The 16,521-nt window shown below is 72.0% G+C and carries 13 protein-coding genes; 10 read left to right on the top strand and 3 right to left on the bottom strand.

What is annotated here, in order from left to right:
• The 3 genes from IE330_RS33790 to IE330_RS33780 all read left to right on the top strand — a co-directional run.
• Positions 1–1,103, top strand: a 1,103-nt coding sequence (locus IE330_RS33790; protein WP_190139998.1) for a resuscitation-promoting factor, incomplete at its 5' end; no start/stop codon positions are given.
• Between the two features lie 177 nt (positions 1,104–1,280).
• Entirely contained in the window at positions 1,281–2,150 is an 870-nt protein-coding gene (gene rsmA, locus IE330_RS33785; RefSeq protein ID WP_190139997.1) for a 16S rRNA (adenine(1518)-N(6)/adenine(1519)-N(6))-dimethyltransferase RsmA, read from the top strand.
• Positions 2,147–3,058: a 4-(cytidine 5'-diphospho)-2-C-methyl-D-erythritol kinase gene (locus tag IE330_RS33780; protein ID WP_190139996.1), complete on the top strand. Its 912-nt coding sequence runs from the start codon at positions 2,147–2,149 to the stop codon at positions 3,056–3,058. The genes rsmA and IE330_RS33780 overlap by 4 nt, the downstream gene beginning before the upstream one ends.
• On the opposite strand, the gene IE330_RS33775 is transcribed toward IE330_RS33780, so the two are convergent.
• Positions 3,041–3,649 (bottom strand): Uma2 family endonuclease, encoded by a 609-nt coding sequence (locus IE330_RS33775; protein ID WP_190139995.1) that lies wholly within the window; start codon positions 3,647–3,649, stop codon positions 3,041–3,043. The genes IE330_RS33780 and IE330_RS33775 overlap by 18 nt on opposite strands.
• A 160-nt stretch (positions 3,650–3,809) precedes the next feature.
• Here IE330_RS33775 and IE330_RS33770 point away from each other — a divergent pair, with 160 nt between their 5' ends.
• From IE330_RS33770 to IE330_RS33755, 4 genes are all read left to right on the top strand, one after another.
• Entirely contained in the window at positions 3,810–5,630 is a 1,821-nt protein-coding gene (locus IE330_RS33770; RefSeq protein WP_190139994.1) for an ABC-F family ATP-binding cassette domain-containing protein, read from the top strand.
• A 146-nt stretch (positions 5,631–5,776) separates the two neighbouring features.
• Positions 5,777–7,594, top strand: a complete 1,818-nt coding sequence (locus tag IE330_RS33765) for an outer membrane protein assembly factor BamB family protein (RefSeq protein WP_190139993.1) — start codon at positions 5,777–5,779, stop codon at positions 7,592–7,594.
• A 48-nt stretch (positions 7,595–7,642) separates the two neighbouring features.
• Positions 7,643–9,559 (top strand): outer membrane protein assembly factor BamB family protein, encoded by a 1,917-nt coding sequence (locus tag IE330_RS33760; RefSeq protein ID WP_190139992.1) that lies wholly within the window; start codon positions 7,643–7,645, stop codon positions 9,557–9,559.
• 293 nt (positions 9,560–9,852) lie between these two features.
• Positions 9,853–10,557: a helix-turn-helix transcriptional regulator gene (locus IE330_RS33755; protein ID WP_190139991.1), complete on the top strand. Its 705-nt coding sequence runs from the start codon at positions 9,853–9,855 to the stop codon at positions 10,555–10,557.
• 368 nt (positions 10,558–10,925) lie between these two features.
• Here IE330_RS33755 and IE330_RS33750 read toward each other — a convergent pair whose 3' ends face one another.
• Positions 10,926–11,198: a hypothetical protein gene (locus IE330_RS33750; protein WP_190139990.1), complete on the bottom strand. Its 273-nt coding sequence runs from the start codon at positions 11,196–11,198 to the stop codon at positions 10,926–10,928.
• A gap of 59 nt (positions 11,199–11,257) precedes the next feature.
• The gene (locus tag IE330_RS33745) at positions 11,258–12,946 is read right to left on the bottom strand and encodes a sodium:solute symporter family protein (protein WP_190139989.1); all 1,689 of its coding nucleotides are present in this window, start codon (positions 12,944–12,946) and stop codon (positions 11,258–11,260) included.
• A 246-nt stretch (positions 12,947–13,192) separates the two neighbouring features.
• Between IE330_RS33745 and galT the strand changes: the two genes are divergently transcribed.
• Genes galT through galK form a run of 3 tightly spaced genes read left to right on the top strand, consistent with a single transcriptional unit; the run spans position 13,193 to position 16,378 of the window.
• Positions 13,193–14,251: a galactose-1-phosphate uridylyltransferase gene (gene galT, locus IE330_RS33740; protein WP_190139988.1), complete on the top strand. Its 1,059-nt coding sequence runs from the start codon at positions 13,193–13,195 to the stop codon at positions 14,249–14,251.
• Positions 14,251–15,225 (top strand): UDP-glucose 4-epimerase GalE, encoded by a 975-nt coding sequence (galE, locus tag IE330_RS33735; RefSeq protein WP_190139987.1) that lies wholly within the window; start codon positions 14,251–14,253, stop codon positions 15,223–15,225. Before galT ends, galE begins: the two co-directional genes overlap by 1 nt.
• A 7-nt stretch (positions 15,226–15,232) precedes the next feature.
• Positions 15,233–16,378 carry a galactokinase gene (gene galK / locus IE330_RS33730; RefSeq protein WP_190139986.1) on the top strand — a complete coding sequence of 382 codons (1,146 nt, stop codon included), beginning with the start codon at positions 15,233–15,235 and terminating at the stop codon, positions 16,376–16,378.
• The last annotated feature ends 143 nt before the right edge of the window (positions 16,379–16,521 follow it).

The raw sequence follows: 16,521 nt of genomic DNA, 5'->3' as shown, positions 1-16,521 counted from the left end.
CGTGCCGCCCGCCGCAGACGCTGCGGCGGCTGCTGCCGCAGGCCCTCGTCGTCGCCTTCCTCGCGGGCGGCACCTCCGCCTTCGTCGCCAACGACAAGGCCGTCCAGCTCAGCGTCGACGGCAAGTCCCGCACCCTGCACACCTTCGCGGACGACGTCGGCGAGCTGCTCGCCGACGAGGGCGTGGACGTCGGTGCGCACGACATCGTGGCGCCCACCTCCGACACCGTGCTCGCCAGCGGCGACGAGATCGCCGTCCGCTACGGCCGCCCGGTGCAACTGACCCTCGACGGACAGCGCCGCCAGGTGTGGACCACGGCCCGCACCGTCGACGGCGCCCTGCGCCAGCTCGGCGTGCGCGCCGAGGGCGCCTACCTCTCCGCATCGCGCAGCAAGCGCATCGCCCGCGAGGGCCTCGACCTCGACGTCCGCACCGAACGCACCGTGACCGTCATGGCCGACGGGCGCGCCCGCACCCTCCGGACGAACGCCGCGACCGTGCGCGAGGCCGTGGAGGAGTCCGGGGTCACCCTGCGCGGCTCCGACACCACCTCCGTGCCGCCCGACAGCTTCCCGCGCGACGGGCAGACCGTCACGGTCATGCGGATCTCCGGCCGCAAGGAGGTGCGCGAGGAGGTGCTGCCGTTCACCGTCCAGAAGGTGGAGGACTCGTCGCTGCCGCGCGGCACGGAGGTCGTCATCCAGCCCGGACGGGAGGGCGCCCGGCGGATCACGTACGCGGTGCGCACCGTCAACGGCGTCCGGCAGAAGCCCCGCCGCCTGCGGAGCGAGGTGGTGCGCGAGCCGCAGACGCGCATCGTGAAGGTCGGCACGAAGGCCCCGCCCAAGGCCGTCACCGGCGCCGACGGACTCAACTGGGGGGCGCTGGCGGCGTGCGAGTCCGGGGGGCGGCCGAACGCCGTGGACCCCTCGGGCACGTACGGAGGGCTCTACCAGTTCGACACCCGCACCTGGCAGGGGCTCGGCGGCTCCGGGCGCCCCCAGGACGCCCCGGCGGCGGAACAGACCCAGCGCGCGAAGAAGCTCTACGTCCAGCGGGGCGCCAGCCCCTGGCCCCACTGCGGAGCCCGCCTCCGCGGCTAGGCGCGCTGCGGCCGCGGGATTTTTTTCCCACCCCCCCCACCCGTGACACCCCGCCTCCCAGCCCGGCCCCGACGCAGAGCGCTTCCCCACCGTCGTCACCCTCTCCGCCGGGGCCGAGGCCCAGCCCCGGCGGGGCAAGCGGCAGGGGGAGCCGGCGCCGCCCCGTACCCTGGGGCGGTGAGTAGCACCGAGCACGGCGCCCTCCTGGGCCCCGCCGACATCCGCGAGCTGGCCGCGACCCTCGGCGTCCGCCCGACCAAGCAGCGCGGCCAGAACTTCGTCATCGACGCGAACACCGTCCGCCGCATCGTCCGCACCGCGGAGGTCCGCCCCGACGACGTCGTGGTCGAGGTCGGCCCGGGCCTCGGCTCGCTGACCCTGGCGCTCCTGGAGACGGCCGCGCACGTCACCGCCGTGGAGATCGACGACGTCCTCGCCGCCGCCCTGCCGGCGACCATCGCCGCCCGGCTGCCGGAGAAGAAGGACGCGTTCGCCCTCGTCCACAGCGACGCCATGCTGGTGCGCGAGCTGCCGGGCCCGGCCCCGACGGCCCTCGTCGCGAACCTCCCGTACAACGTCGCCGTGCCGGTCCTGCTGCACATGCTCGACACCTTCCCCTCCGTCGAGCGCACGCTCGTGATGGTGCAGGCCGAGGTCGCCGACCGCCTCGCCGCCGCCCCGGGCTCGAAGGTGTACGGCGTGCCGTCGGTGAAGGCGAACTGGTACGCCGAGGTCAAGCGCGCGGGGGCCATCGGCCGCAACGTCTTCTGGCCCGCGCCGAACGTCGACTCGGGCCTCGTCTCGCTCGTACGGCGGACCGAGCCCGTGCAGACCTCCGCCTCCAAGCGGGAGGTGTTCGCCGTCGTGGACGCGGCCTTCGCCCAGCGCCGCAAGACGCTGCGCGCCGCCCTCGCCGGGTGGGCGGGCTCCGCCGCCGCGGCCGAGGCGGCCCTCGTCGCCGCGGGTGTCTCCCCGCAGGCGCGCGGCGAGTCCCTGACGGTCGAGGAGTTCGCGCGGATCGCCGAGCACAAGGGAGCCGCGCGGTGAGCGTCACCGTACGGGTGCCCGCGAAGGTCAACGTCCAGCTCGCCGTGGGCCCGGCCCGGCCCGACGGCTTCCACGACCTCGCCAACGTCTTCCTCGCCGTCGGCCTCTACGACGAGGTCACGGCGACGCCCGCCGACGAGCTGCGGATCACCTGCTCGGGCCCGGACGCCGCCCAGGTCCCCCTGGACCGTACGAACCTCGCGGCGCGCGCCGCGCTCGCCCTCGCCGAGCGGTACGGCCGCCCCGCCGACGTGCACCTGCACATCGCCAAGGACATCCCCGTCGCGGGCGGCATGGCGGGCGGCAGCGCGGACGGCGCGGGCGCCCTGCTGGCCTGCGACGCGCTGTGGGAGACCGGGGCGTCCCGGGACGAGCTGCTGGACATCTGCGCCGAGCTGGGCAGCGACGTGCCGTTCAGCCTGGTCGGCGGGGCCGCGCTCGGCACCGGGCGCGGCGAGAAGCTCCAGGAGCTGGAGGTGGGCGGCGCCTTCCACTGGGTCTTCGCCGTCGCCGACGGCGGGCTCTCCACCCCGGCCGTCTACCGCGAGTTCGACCGCCTCACCCCGGACGCCCCCGCCCCCGGGGCCTCCCCGGCCCTGCTCGACGCCCTGCGCGCGGGCGACGCCGCGGCCCTGGCCGGAGCCGTCTCCAACGACCTCCAGCCCGCCGCGCTCTCCCTCTTCCCGGCCCTCGCCGACACCCTGAAGGCGGGCACGGCGGCGGGCGCCCTCGCGGCCCTGGTCTCCGGCTCGGGCCCGACGACGGCGTTCCTGACCGAGGACGCGGAGGCCGCCGAGCGCGTCGCGGCCGCCCTGCGCGCCTCGGGGACCTGCCGTGCGGCGCGGGTGGCGTCCGCGCCTGCGCAGGGCGCGACGGTCGTCCGAGCCGCCCTACCGCCGGTGGAGTGAGGTCAGGTCGATGTCGATGTCGAACGGCGCCCGCAGCTTGAGCCGGTCGCGGTGGATGCCACTGCACGTGTACGTGTGGGTGACCGGGTCGAGTTCATAGACGCGGACGACCGGGTGGTCGTCCTTGCCCTCCATCTCGGCGAGCCAGAAGTGCTTGATCCCCCCTTCCGCGTACCTGTGGGGCTTGGTGTTGTGGTCCCGGGCCTCGGAGTCGGGCGAGACGACCTCGACGGCGAGCAGGACGTCGGCGACCTCGAACGACGTCTGCCGGAGACTGCGGACGGCCTCCTTGCGGACGACGAGCACGTCCGGCTCCGGGCCGTTCTTGCGGTCTATGACAACGGTCATCTCACTGAAGACCTCGAACTCCGAGGGCACGCTCGCGAGCAGTCCGTTCGTCAGCAAACGGATCATGAGATTGTGGAAGACACGCTGCGGTGTCACGAAGACCAGGCTCCCGTCGATCACCTGGGTGTGCGGCGGGAGGTCTGGCAGGGTGTGCAGGTCGTCCACGGTCCAGCCGTCGATCGGCGGCAGCACCCACCGGGTGTGCGGCTCGGACGCGGCCTCGGAGATCGGTTCGGCGGTCATGGTGGTTCCTCCCATGCGCGGGATTCTTCGGCCTGCCCCTCCACGGTAGCGACCCGTTCCGGATCGCGTCATCACATCGAGTGACTGTTCGACCTCGCGCCGTCCGGGCCGGTCCACGCCCTACTCTTGAAGGCTGATCGACCCCCGCGTCAGGAGTGAAATGGCCGTCAACCTGGTCAATGTCGAAAACGTCAGCAAGGTGTACGGCACCCGTGCCCTGCTCGACGGCGTCTCGCTCGGCGTGTCCGAGGGGGACAGGATCGGCGTCGTCGGGCGCAACGGCGACGGCAAGACGACCCTCATCCGGATGCTGGCCAGGCTGGAGGAGGCCGACACCGGCCGCGTCACGCACAGCGGCGGGCTGCGGCTCGGCGTGCTCACGCAGCACGACTCGCTCGACCCCGAGGCCACCGTCCGGCACGAGGTCATCGGCGACCTCGCGGACCACGAGTGGGCCGGCAACGCCAAGATCCGCGACGTGCTGACCGGGCTGTTCGGCGGGCTCGACCTGCCCGGCTTCCCGCAGGGCCTGGACACCGTCATCGGGCCGCTGTCCGGCGGCGAGCGCCGCCGCATCGCGCTCGCCAAGCTGCTCATCGCCGAGCAGGACCTGATCGTGCTCGACGAGCCCACCAACCACCTCGACGTGGAGGGCATCTCCTGGCTCGCCCGGCACCTGCGCGAGCGCCGCTCGGCGCTGGTGTGCGTCACCCACGACCGCTGGTTCCTGGACCAGGTGTGCACCCGTATGTGGGACGTCCAGCGCGGCACCGTCCACGAGTACGAGGGCGGCTACTCCGACTACGTCTTCGCGCGGGCCGAGCGCGAGCGCATCGCCGCCACCGAGGAGGCCAAGCGGCAGAACCTCGTCCGCAAGGAGCTGGCGTGGCTGCGCCGCGGCGCCCCGGCCCGGACGTCCAAGCCGCGGTTCCGCGTCGAGGCCGCCAACGAGCTGATCGCGGACGTGCCGCCGCCGAGGGACACCAGCGAGCTGATGAAGTTCGCCACCACCCGGCTCGGCAAGACCGTCTTCGACCTGGAGGACGTGTCCGTCCAGGCCGGGCCCAAGCTGCTGCTCAAGCACCTGACGTGGCAGCTCGGCCCCGGCGACCGCATCGGCCTGGTCGGCGTGAACGGCGCGGGCAAGACCTCGCTGCTGAAGGCGCTCGCGGACGCGGCCCGCTCGGGGGGCGAGGTCCAGCCCGTGGCGGGGCGGATCGCGGTGGGCAGGACCGTGAAGCTCGCCTACCTCTCCCAGGAGGTCGCCGAGCTCGACCCGGCGACGCGCGTCCTGGAGGCCGTGCAGCAGGTGCGCGAGCGCGTCGACCTCGGCAAGGGCCGCGAGATGACCGCGGGCCAGCTCTGCGAGACCTTCGGCTTCGGCAAGGAGAAGCAGTGGACGCCCGTCGGTGACCTCTCCGGCGGCGAGCGGCGCAGGCTCCAGTTGCTGCGGCTGCTGATGGACGAGCCGAACGTCCTCTTCCTCGACGAGCCCACCAACGACCTCGACATCGAGACCCTGACCCAGCTCGAGGACCTCCTCGACGGCTGGCCCGGCTCGATGATCGTGATCTCGCACGACCGGTTCTTCGTCGAGCGCACCACGGACCGCGTGTACGCGCTCCTCGGCGACGCCACGATGCGCATGCTGCCGCGCGGCATCGACGAGTACCTGGAGCGCAGGCAGCGCATGGCCGAGGCGGCGGTCCCGGCCCCGGCGTCCGCGGGCCGGCCGTCCGAGGACAAGTCCGGGAACGCGGCGGTCTCCGCCGCCGACGCCCGCGCCGCGAAGAAGGAACTGCAGAAGATCGAGCGGCAACTGGACAAGATCTCGGCCAAGGAGAGCACCCTCCACGCGCAGATCGCCGATAACGCCACAGACTTCGAGAAGGTGGCGAAACTGGACGCCGAATTGCGTCAACTCGTGGACGAGCGTGAAGAGTTGGAGATGCGCTGGCTGGAGCTCGCGGAGAACGCGTGAGCATCGCGTAACAGACGCATCACGGGCCGGTCCTCCCTTGGGAACAGGGTCAGGACCGGTTCCCGCCATGGCTGGATCAGAGTGATAGAAAGGTCGGCCTGAGCACCACTTGGCGTGCCGAAAAATCAGTGAAGGGGGAAGCGCTGATGACTCAGCCGCCCAACCAGCCGCCCCACGGCGGCTTCGGAGCTCCGCAGCAGCCACAGCCACCGCAGGACCCGCGCCAGGCCGGCATACCCCAGCCGCCGCCTCCCGCGGGCCCGCCGCAGTCGCCTCCCCCCGCCCCGCAGCCCGGCTACGGCTACCCGCAGGACCAACCGCCCGCCCAGGCGGGCCCCTACGGCTACCCGCAGCAGCCCGGCCCGTACGGCCAGCCCGCCCAGCCCGGCCCCTACGGCCAGCCGACCCAGCCCGGCCCCTACCAGGCCCCGCAGCCCGGCCCGTACGGTCAGCCCACGCAGCCGGGCGGCTACGGCTTCCCGCAGCAGGCGCCGGGCGGCCCGGCCCTGCCGCCGCCCGGCGGTGGCGGTGGCAAGAGCCCCTTCAAGGGCAAGCCCGCGGTGATCGTCGCGGCGGCCGTGGCCGCGCTCCTCGTCGCGGGCGGCGCGGTCTTCGCGCTGACCGGCGGTGACGACGACGAGAAGGAGCCCGCGGCCAAGGAGAAGGACCCCAAGCCCACCACGTCCGCCCCGGTCAACCCGGGCGACGGCAGCGGCGACGGCCACGAGGGCAAGGAGGACCTCAACGAGGGCCGCCAGGCCGGCGAGTCCAAGGTCCTCTGGTACAAGGAGGCCCCCAAGGCCCCCGGCAAGGGCGCCGACGCCCCCGGCATGTGGATCAAGGACGGCGTCGCCGTCAAGGCCGTCTACAAGGAAGTCCTCGGCTACGACGTCGAGACGGGCAAGCCCGCCTGGCCCGCCCCGGTCGAGCTGCCGTACGACATCTGCGCGGCCTCCCGGCAGATCAGCGAGGACGGCAAGGTCGTCATCGCGTACAAGGGCGGCACCAAGAGCGGCGCCAAGTGCGACCAGCTCCAGGTCATCGACCTGAAGACGGGCAAGAAGGGGTGGAAGAAGCAGATCAAGGAGGAAGGTCTCTTCGACTCCACCCTCAGCATCGAGCTGACCATCACCGGCGACACCCTGATGGTCGCCCGCTCGCAGTCCGGCACCGCGTACAGCATGAGCGACGGCGAGCAGATGTTCGTCTCGCGGAAGAAGGACGAGGGCACCTGCTTCCCGTCCGGCTTCACCGGCGGCGACCGCATGCTGCGGGCGCTGTCCTGCGGGGCGTCCACGCCCACCGAGCACGACGAGGTCGAGGAGCTGGACCCGAAGACCGGCAAGGTCAAGTGGACCAAGAAGTTCCCCAAGGGCTGGCGCCTGGACAAGGTGTACTCCACCAGCCCGGCCGTCCTCTACCTCACCAACGAGGACAAGAAGCAGTGGAACATCACCACGCTCAAGCCGGGCAGCTCCGCCACCCGCTCCGAGGTCCGCGTCAACGAGGACTTCGCGCCTGAGTGCGGCTGGGGCGGCATCATGGTCCGCGACCTCCAGGGCTGCACGGGCGCCGTCGCCGACGACTCGTACCTCTACCTGCCGACCAAGAAGACGACCGGCGCCAACGAGATCGTCGCGATCAGCCTCGCCACCGGCAAGGCGGCCTGGCGCGAGAAGTCGCCGACGGACACCTCGATGATGCCCATGAAGACGCAGGACGGGCAGCTCATCGCGTACGTCGCGCCGTCCTACGACAGCGGCGGCCGCGTCGTCTCCCTCGCGGCGAGCGGCTCGCACACGCCCAAGACCCTGCTGCGGAACCCCGCGGGGACGGCGAAGATCGAGAACGGCTTCTTCTCCAAGGCGATCGACTACGTGGACGGGCGCTTCTACCTCTCCACGACGCGCCTGTCCGGCAGCGCGCAGGGCCGCGAGAAGCTGATGCTGGCCTACGGCGAGTGACCCGCCCCACCGACTGATTCCCCCCTCTCCGTCCCCAAGGAAAGAGTCATGACACAGCCGCCTCAGCCGCCCAACGAGCCCCCGCAGGGCGGGTTCGGCGCTCCGCAGGACCCCCCGCAGGGCGGTTTCGGCGCCCCCCAGGGACAGCCGGGCCAGCAGCAAGGTTTCGGCAAGGCCCCGGAGCCGGGCTACGGCTACCCCCAGGCGCCGCAGCCGCCCCAGGCGCCGCCCGCCGCGCCGGGGACCCCGCCCCCGCCGCAGACACCCCCGCCCGCCGCGCCGCCCCAGGCGCCGCCCGCCGCGCCCGCGTACGGGCAGCCCGCCGCCCCGGCGTACGGCCAGCCCGCCACGCCCGCCTACGGCCAGCAGCCGGCCTACGGGCAGCCGCCCGGCTACGGCTACCCGACCCAGCCCGCCGGCCAGCAGCAGTACGGCTATCCGCAGCCGCCCACCATGCCGATGCAGCCGCAGCCGGGCACCCCCGGCGGTCCTGGCGGCAACGGCGGCAAGAAGAAGCAGACGACGATCATCGTGGCGGCGGTCGCCGCGATCGCGCTGATCGTCGGCGGCGGCGTCATCTACGCGGCCACGCAGAAGGGCGACGACGACAAGAAGACCACCGCCGACAAGGGCGGCGGCAAGGACGGCAAGGGCGGCGAGAAGAAGGACCTGCCCTCCGGCGGCCCCGCCAAGGAGAAGGTGCCGGCGAGCACCAGCGCCAAGGTGGCCTTCCAGGTCCCGGCACCGGCCGTGCCCAAGGACGACGTGTGGAGCGTCGGCGGCTCCTGGCTGACCGACGACGTGGCCGTCAAGTCCGGTTACCAGGGCAAGGACAAGGACCACGCCCTGATCGCGTACGACCCCGCCTCCGGCAAGGAGAAGTGGTCGATCCCGCTCACCGGCGAGACCTGCGCGGTCTCCAAGGAGATCACCGAGGACGGCGTCGCGGCCGTCGTCGCCAAGGAGGCCAAGGCCACCAAGGCGAACAAGTACCCGGACTGCACGCAGGTCTCCGCGGTCGACCTGAAGTCCGGCAAGAAGCTGTGGACCAAGGACGTCGCCAACAGCGGCATGAAGGTGGAGTTCGAGGAGATCACCATCTCCGGCACCACCATCGCCGCGGGCTCCGGCACCGGCGGCACCGGCGCCGCCTGGGACATGTCCGGCAAGCTCCTGTGGAAGCCGAAGGTCGGTGACACCTGCAAGGACGTCGGCTACGCGGGTGGCGACCAGCTCGTCGCCGTCCGCAAGTGCGGCACCTACGGCGACGAGAAGCTCAAGATCCAGCTCCTCGACCCCAAGACGGGCGACGACAAGTGGAGCTACGCGCTGGCCGCGGGCATCGACAACGCCAAGATCATCTCGACCAACCCGGTCGTGTTCGGCCAGGACACCGAGGAGATCACCGCGAGCGGCGCCACGGACGTCTTCTCCCTCAGCAACAACGGCAAGCTGCGCGCCCGTATCAAGCTGGAGGACGGCAAGTACGCCCACGACTGCGACGTCAACAAGGTCTATAGCTGCAAGGCGATCGCCGTCGGCAACGACAAGCTGTACGTGCCCACGCGCCAGCACGACGCGGGCGGTTCGGGCTACGGCTTCACCAACGAGATCATCGGCTTCTCGCTCGCCACGGGCAAGACCACCGGTGACCGCGCGGACGCGGGCGACGACGGCGAGATGTTCCCGCTGCGCATGGACGGCGGCAACGTCCTCGCCTACAAGGGCGGCGGCTACAACAAGGGCGCCAAGGTCGTCTCGCTGGACGGCAAGACCATGAAGGAGACCACGCTCCTGCAGACGCCCGCGACCGAGTCGGTCTCCAGCGCCATCAGCGGCATGGTCCCCAAGTCCAACGAAGTCCTGTACACCGACGGCAACTTGTTCATGGGCAAGGAGCTGATCAGCAAGCCGTACTCCAAGGACGACAAGGAGTACATCGCGCTGGGCTTCACCACGGAGTGACCCGCGCACCGGCCCGCCCCCGGGCGGGCGCGCGACGGCCCCGGACCGCACGGTCCGGGGCCGTTCCCGTCCGTAGCGGCCGTCCGTTCCCGCCTCCGTGGCCGTTCACTCTCCGTACTCCCGTGCAGGCGCTACCCCAAAGGCAGTGATTTCGGCATCCAGGGCTACTTCTGGACGGTAGGGGCAGCGCGACGTCGAACAAGCGTGTAGCTTCCGGGGGATGAAGGGCCGGGGCCCCGGGTCCGTGGGGGGATCAGTGGGGGAATCCGTGGGGGACATTGGGGGGTTGCTCGATGGGTGTGCGGCTCATGGTGGTCGACGACCACCGACTGCTCGCCGAGGCGCTCGCCTCGGCGCTCAAGCTGCGCGGGCACCGGGTGCTGGCCGCGGCCGCGCCCGCCGCGGGCGCGGCGGAGCTGGTGATCAGCAGGGCCCCCGAAGTGTGCCTGCTCGGTACGGCGACGCCCGCCGAGCCCGGCATGTTCGACCCCGTGGTGCGCATCAAGCGTGAGCGGCCGCAGGTCGCCGTGGTCGTCCTCGGGCCGGTGCCGTCGCCGCGGGGCATCGCGGCGGCGTTCGCCTCCGGCGCGTCCGGGTACGTACGGCACGACGAGCGCATCGAAGGAGTCGAGCGCGCCATCATGAAGGCGCGCGCCGGTGAGGCCGCCGTCGCGCCTCAATTGCTTCAAGGCGCCTTCAGCGAGCTGCTCAACCCCGCCGCGCAGCCGGACGACGAGGGGCAGCGGCTGCTGCAGATGCTCACGCCGCGTGAGGTCGAGGTGCTCGTGCGGGTGGCGGACGGGGAGGACACGCGGCTCATCGCCGCCGGGATGGGGATCGCGCCCAGTACGGCGCGGACGCATGTGCAGCGGGTGCTGATGAAGCTCGGGGTGGGGTCGCGGTTGGAGGCCGCGGCGCTCGCCGCCCGCACGGGTCTCCTGGAACGCGCCGAGCGCCCCCCGGCCTCCGGCCAGGTCAACAACTCGGGCCAGGCGTAGGCCCGGGCACACCAAGGGGCTCCGCCCCCTGGACCCCCTGTCGGCGCTCCGCGCCTCGTCCTCAAACGCCGGACGGGCTGGAACTATCCGCCGAGCGCGGCTGAGATCTTCAGCCGCGGTCGTGCTGGAACGTCTCCATCGCGGTCGTGACCAAGTCTCTCCGTCGCGGCCGCGACGGAGTCTTTCCGCCGTGGCGCCGCTGGAAGGTCTCCGCCGTGGCCGCGACCCGGTCTCTTCGCGGCGGCCCCGCTGGAGATCTTCAGCCCGTCCGGCGTTTGAGGACGAGCGCGTCAGCGCGATTTCTGGGGTCCAGGGGGCGGAGCCCCCTGGTTTGGGGAAAGGGGCGGGTCTGGGGCGCCCCGCGAAGGTCAGTCGGTGGGCGGGGGCGGTGCCGCCGGGCGGAGCCGGAGCCAGATGAGGAAGAAGAGGCCGAGGGCGAGCATGCCCAGGCCGGTCCAGAGGTTGATGTTGATGCCCTCGGCCTTGTCGAGGTCCGCGTCGGACGCGGTGATTCCGGCGATCGTCACGAGCACGCCGTACACGACGAACAGCCCGCCGATGATGCGCCGGATGTCGAACAGCCGCGCCGCCGTCGCGGACTTCCGCTCCAGCTCGGACACTTCCTTCTGCAGGTCGGACATGGTGGTGGAGCCTCCAGGGATCGGGGTCGGGGTCGGAGCCGGGATCGGGGTGGACGCGGTCAGAACGAGTACGGGACGTAGCACGCGGCGGCCAGCACCACCGCGCCCCAGCCGAGCAGCGCGGGCCTGCGGTACCAGGCGGAGTCGCCCGCCTCGACCCCGTCGTCGGCCTCCAGGCCCGGGGAGGCGGTGCCGTACACCAGGCCGGCCAGCTCGGCCTCCGGCTTGGGCGCGGTGAAGAGGGTGACCACCACCATCACCACCGCCCCGGCGACGAAGCCGACGATCGCGGAGACGAAGTTGGCGCCCTGGTCGGTGGGGATGTCGACGACGCCCTGCTTGTAGACCCAGAAGTAGTTGACCATCGCGGCCGTGGTGCCCGCGACGAGCCCCCACACCCCGGACTTCATCGAGGCCCGCTTCCAGAACATGCCGATGACGAAGACCACGAACATCGGGACGTTGAAGAAGGAGAACAGGGTCTGGAGGTAGCCCATGATGTTCGAGAAGGACGACGCGATGAACGCGGTGCCGATCGAGGCGAGCACACCGATCGCGGTGATGAGCCGCCCGAACCGCAAGTAGTAGGTGTCGTCCCGGCCCTTGACCGCGTACCGCGCCCAGATGTCGTACGTGAAGACGGTGTTGAAGGACGACACGTTCGCCGCCATGCCCGCCATGAAGGCGGCGAGCAGGCCGGTGACGGCGATGCCGAGCACGCCGTTGGGCAGCAGCTCCTGCATCAGGTAGGGGATCGCGTCGTTGTAGGTGAGGTCCGAGCCCGCGGTGCCGATCTTCGGGACGAGGGCCGCCGCCACCAGGCCGGGGAGCATCACCAGGAAGACGATGAAGATCTTCGGGAAGGCGGCGATGAGCGGGGTGCGCTGCGCCGCGCTCAGGTTCTTCGCGGACAGGGCCCGCTGCACCTCGGCGAAGTTGGTGGTCCAGTAGCCGAAGGAGAGGACGAAGCCGAGGCCGAGGACGATGGTCAGCCAGTTGGCACCGAGCGGGTTGGCGTCGCCGATGCCGGTGCCGCCCCAGGCGGTGAGGAAGTCGTCGCCGTGCCGCTGCTCCAGGTTGCCGCTGAGGCCGTCCCAGCCGCCGACCTTCTTCATGCCGATGACGCAGATCGGGATGAGCGCGGCGAGGATCACGAAGAACTGGAGCACCTCGTTGTAGATCGCCGAGGAGAGCCCGCCGATGGTGATGTACGCGAGCACGAACAGCCCGGCGACCACGATCGCCACCCACTGCGGCCAGCCGAGCAGCGCCTCCACCACGATCGACAGGGCGTACAGGTTGACGCCCGCGATGAGGATCGCGGCGAAGGCGAACAGCGCCGAGCTGAGCAGGTGCGCGGAGGCGTCGAAGCGCTGGAGCAGGAACTCCGGCACGGAGCGCACCTTCGAGCGGTAGTAGAAGGGCATCATGACCAGGCCCAGGAAGACCATGGCGGGGATGGCGCCGATCCAGTACCAGTGCACGACGGCGACGCCGTACTGGGCGCCGGTCGCCGCCATGCCGAGGATCTCGGTGGCGCCGAGGTTCGCGGCGACGAAGGCGAGGCCGGTCACCCACGCGGGCAGCGAGCGGCCCGAGAGGAAGAAGTCGAGGCTGGTCCTCACGGAGCGGCGGGCGGCGAACCCGATGCCGAGGACGACCACGAAGTAGAGGGCGAGGATGGCGTAGTCGAGGCCGTTGGTGGGCAGCCGGAGCCCCTCGGCCAGGGTGTGCGTGGATGCCTGCATGAAGTACTCGCTTCGTCGCGCGAACGGAACAGCCCGGAACCTACGTCGCACGCTTCGATTAGTGAACACTTCTGTTGATGTTCTTTGTTTGATTGTGATCGGGCGGTGCCGGGAGAGGGCCCGCGGTCGCGGAGATCGACGGGTGGCGCCCGGGTCGGCGGCGCCCGGGGGTGGCCATTGACGAGTGTGTTGAATTGTGGTTTGTTGTGTTCGGTTCTGTTGGTGGTCGGGATGAGGAGCCCCCACGTGAAGAAGACCTCGACGCACCTCGCCGACGGTCGCGAGCTCATTTACTACGACCTGCGCGACGACACCGTGCGCACCGCCCCCGACCGGCGCCCCCTCGACGCCGTCGCCACCACCGCCGAGATCCGCCGGGACCCCCTCCTCGGCGACAGCGTCGCCATCGCCTCGCACCGCCAGGGCCGCACCTACCACCCGCCGGCCGACCAGTGCCCCCTGTGCCCCTCCACGCCCGCGCGGCCCACGGAGATCCCCGACACCTCGTACGACGTCGTGGTCTTCGAGAACCGCTTCCCGTCCCTCGCGGGCGACGCGGGCCGCTGCGAGGTCGTCTGCTTCACCTCCGACCACACCGCGTCCTTCCGCGACCTCACCGAGGAACAGGCCGGGCTCGTCCTCGAGGCCTGGACCGACCGCACCGCCGAGCTGTCCCACCGGACCGGCGTCCAGCAGGTGTTCTGCTTCGAGAACCGCGGCGCCGAGATCGGCGTGACGCTCGGCCACCCGCACGGGCAGATCTACGCCTACCCCTTCGTGACCCCGCGCACGGCGCTCGCACTGCGCTCCCTCGCCGCGCACAAGGCCGCCACCGGCGGCCGCAACCTCTTCGACGACGTCCTCGCCGACGAGCGCGCCGGGCCGCGCGTCGTCCTGGACGCCGAGCACTGGGTGGCCTTCGTGCCCTACGCCGCGCACTGGCCCTACGAGGCCCACCTCCACCCCAAGCGCCGCGTCCCCGACCTGCTCGGCCTCGACGCGGCGGCGCGCGCCGAGTTCCCCGGCGTCTACCTGGAGCTGCTCAAGCGCTTCGACCGCCTCTTCGACCAGGACGGCACCCCGACCCCCTACATCGCCGCCTGGCACCAGGCGCCCTTCGCGCCCCTGGACGCGTACGACGGCGTGGCCCGCGACGACTTCGCGCTCCACCTCGAGCTTTTCACCATCCGCCGCACTTCGGGCAAGCTGAAGTTCCTCGCGGGTTCCGAATCCGGCATGAGTGTGTTCATCAATGACGTGCCGCCGGAGGCCGCGGCCGAACGACTGCGAGAGGTAGCGAGTTGATGAGCGCGAAGTACCTGGTCACGGGCGGTGCGGGCTATGTCGGCAGCGTCGTCGCACAACATCTCGTCGAAGCCGGGCACGAGGTCACCGTCCTCGACAACCTCACCACGGGCTTCCGCGAGGGCGTCCCCGCGGGCGCCACGTTCATCGAGGGCGACATCCGCGACTCCGCCAAATGGCTCGACTCCTCGTACGCCGCCGTGCTGCACTTCGCGGCCTTCTCCCAGGTCGGCGAGTCCGTCGTCAAGCCCGAGAAGTACTGGGACAACAACGTCGGCGGCACCATGGCCCTGCTCGCCGCCATGCGCGACGCGGGCGTGCGCACGCTCGTCTTCTCCTCCACGGCCGCGACCTACGGCGAGCCCGTGAGCACGCCCGTCAAGGAGACCGACCCCACCGCCCCCACCTCCCCGTACGGCGCCACCAAGCTCGCCGTCGACCACATGATCAGCGGCGAGGCCAAGGCCCACGGCCTGGGCGCGGTCTCCCTGCGCTACTTCAACGTGGCCGGCGCCTACCGGACGCCGACCGGCGCCCTGTACGGCGAGCGCCACGACCCCGAGTCCCACCTCATCCCGCTCGTCCTCCAGGTCGCCCAGGGCAGGCGCGAGGCCATCTCCGTCTTCGGCGACGACTACGACACGCCCGACGGCACCTGCGTCCGCGACTACATCCACGTCGCCGACCTCGCCGACGCCCACCTGCGCGCCCTCGACGCCGCCACCGAGGGCGACCACCTCGTCTGCAACCTCGGCAACGGCAACGGCTTCTCCGTCCGCCAGGTCATCGAGACCGCCCGCGAGGTGACCGGGCACCCGATCCCCGAGGTGGTCGCCGCGCGCCGCGGCGGCGACCCCGCGGTCCTCGTCGCCTCCGCCGCCACCGCCCGCGAGCGGCTCGGCTGGCAGCCCGCCCGCGCCGACCTCGCCGACATCGTCACCGACGCCTGGGCCTTCGCCCGGCGAGAGGAGTAACCGGCCCATGTCCGTCGCCGACGAGTTCACCGCCCTCTACGGATACGCGCCCCAGGGGGTGTGGGCGGCACCCGGCCGCGTCAACCTCATCGGCGAGTACACGGACTTCAACGAGGGCTTCGTGATGCCGCTCGCCCTGCCGCACACCGCGGTGGCCGCCGTCGCCCGCCGCGACGACGGCCTCCTGCGGCTGCACTCCGCCGACGTCGAGGGCCCCGTCGTCGAACTCGCCGCCGACGCCCTGCGGCCGCTCCGCGACAGCGGCGGCTGGGCCGCCTACCCGGCGGGCGTCGTCTGGGCACTGCGCGCCGCAGGACACCCGGTGGCCGGCGCGGACCTGCACCTGGCCTCCACGGTGCCCACCGGCGCGGGCCTGTCCTCCTCGGCGGCCCTGGAGGTCGTCACCGCCCTCGCCCTCAACGACCTGTACGAACTCGGCCTCGCACGGCGGGAGTTGGCCCTGCTCGCGCAGCGCGCCGAGAACGCCTTCGTCGGCGTGCCCTGCGGCGTCATGGACCAGATGGCCTCCGCCGCCTGCGCGGCCGGGCGCGTGCTCCACCTCGACTGCCGCGACCTCACCGTCCGCCAGGTGCCCTTCGACCTCGCCGCGCACGGACTGCGGCTGCTCGTCGTCGACACCCGCGTACGGCACGAGCTCGGCGACGGGGCGTACGCCGAGCGGCGCTCCGGGTGCGAGGCCGGGGCGCGCGCCCTCGGCGTCACCCACCTCCGCGACGTCCCGTACGCCGAACTCCCGGCCGCCCTGCGGCAGTTGGGCGACGAGCGCGTCCGCCGCTACGTCCGCCACGTCGTCTCCGACGACCACCGCGTCGCCCGCGTCGCCGCCCTCCTCGACGCGGGCGACGTCCGCGGCATCGGCCCCGTCCTCACCGAGGGCCACGCCTCCCTCCGGGACGACCTGCGGATCTCCTGCCCCGAGCTGGACCTCGCGGTGGCGGCGGCGGAGGGGGCCGGGGCGCTCGGCGCGCGCATGACGGGTGGCGGGTTCGGGGGCTCCGCGGTGGCCCTGGTGGAGGCCGCCGACGCGGAGACCGTCACCAAGGCGGTGACGGAGGCCTTCGCCGCGGCGGGCTTCACACCGCCCCGCGTCTTCGAGGCGGAGCCGTCACCGGGCGCACACCGCCTGGCGTAGCCCTGCCGGGGGCTCCCCAACCCCGCCCCTTCCCGAAACCAGGGGCTGCCGCCCCTGGACCCCGCTTTTTCGGCGCTCCGCGCCTCGTCCTCAAACGCCGGACGGGCTAGGGGATAGCCCGTCCGGCGTTTGAGGACGAGCGC

The organism is Streptomyces longispororuber (assembly GCF_014656095.1).
Taxonomy (GTDB): domain Bacteria; phylum Actinomycetota; class Actinomycetes; order Streptomycetales; family Streptomycetaceae; genus Streptomyces; species Streptomyces longispororuber.
This window is presented reverse-complemented; position numbering and strand designations above follow the sequence as displayed.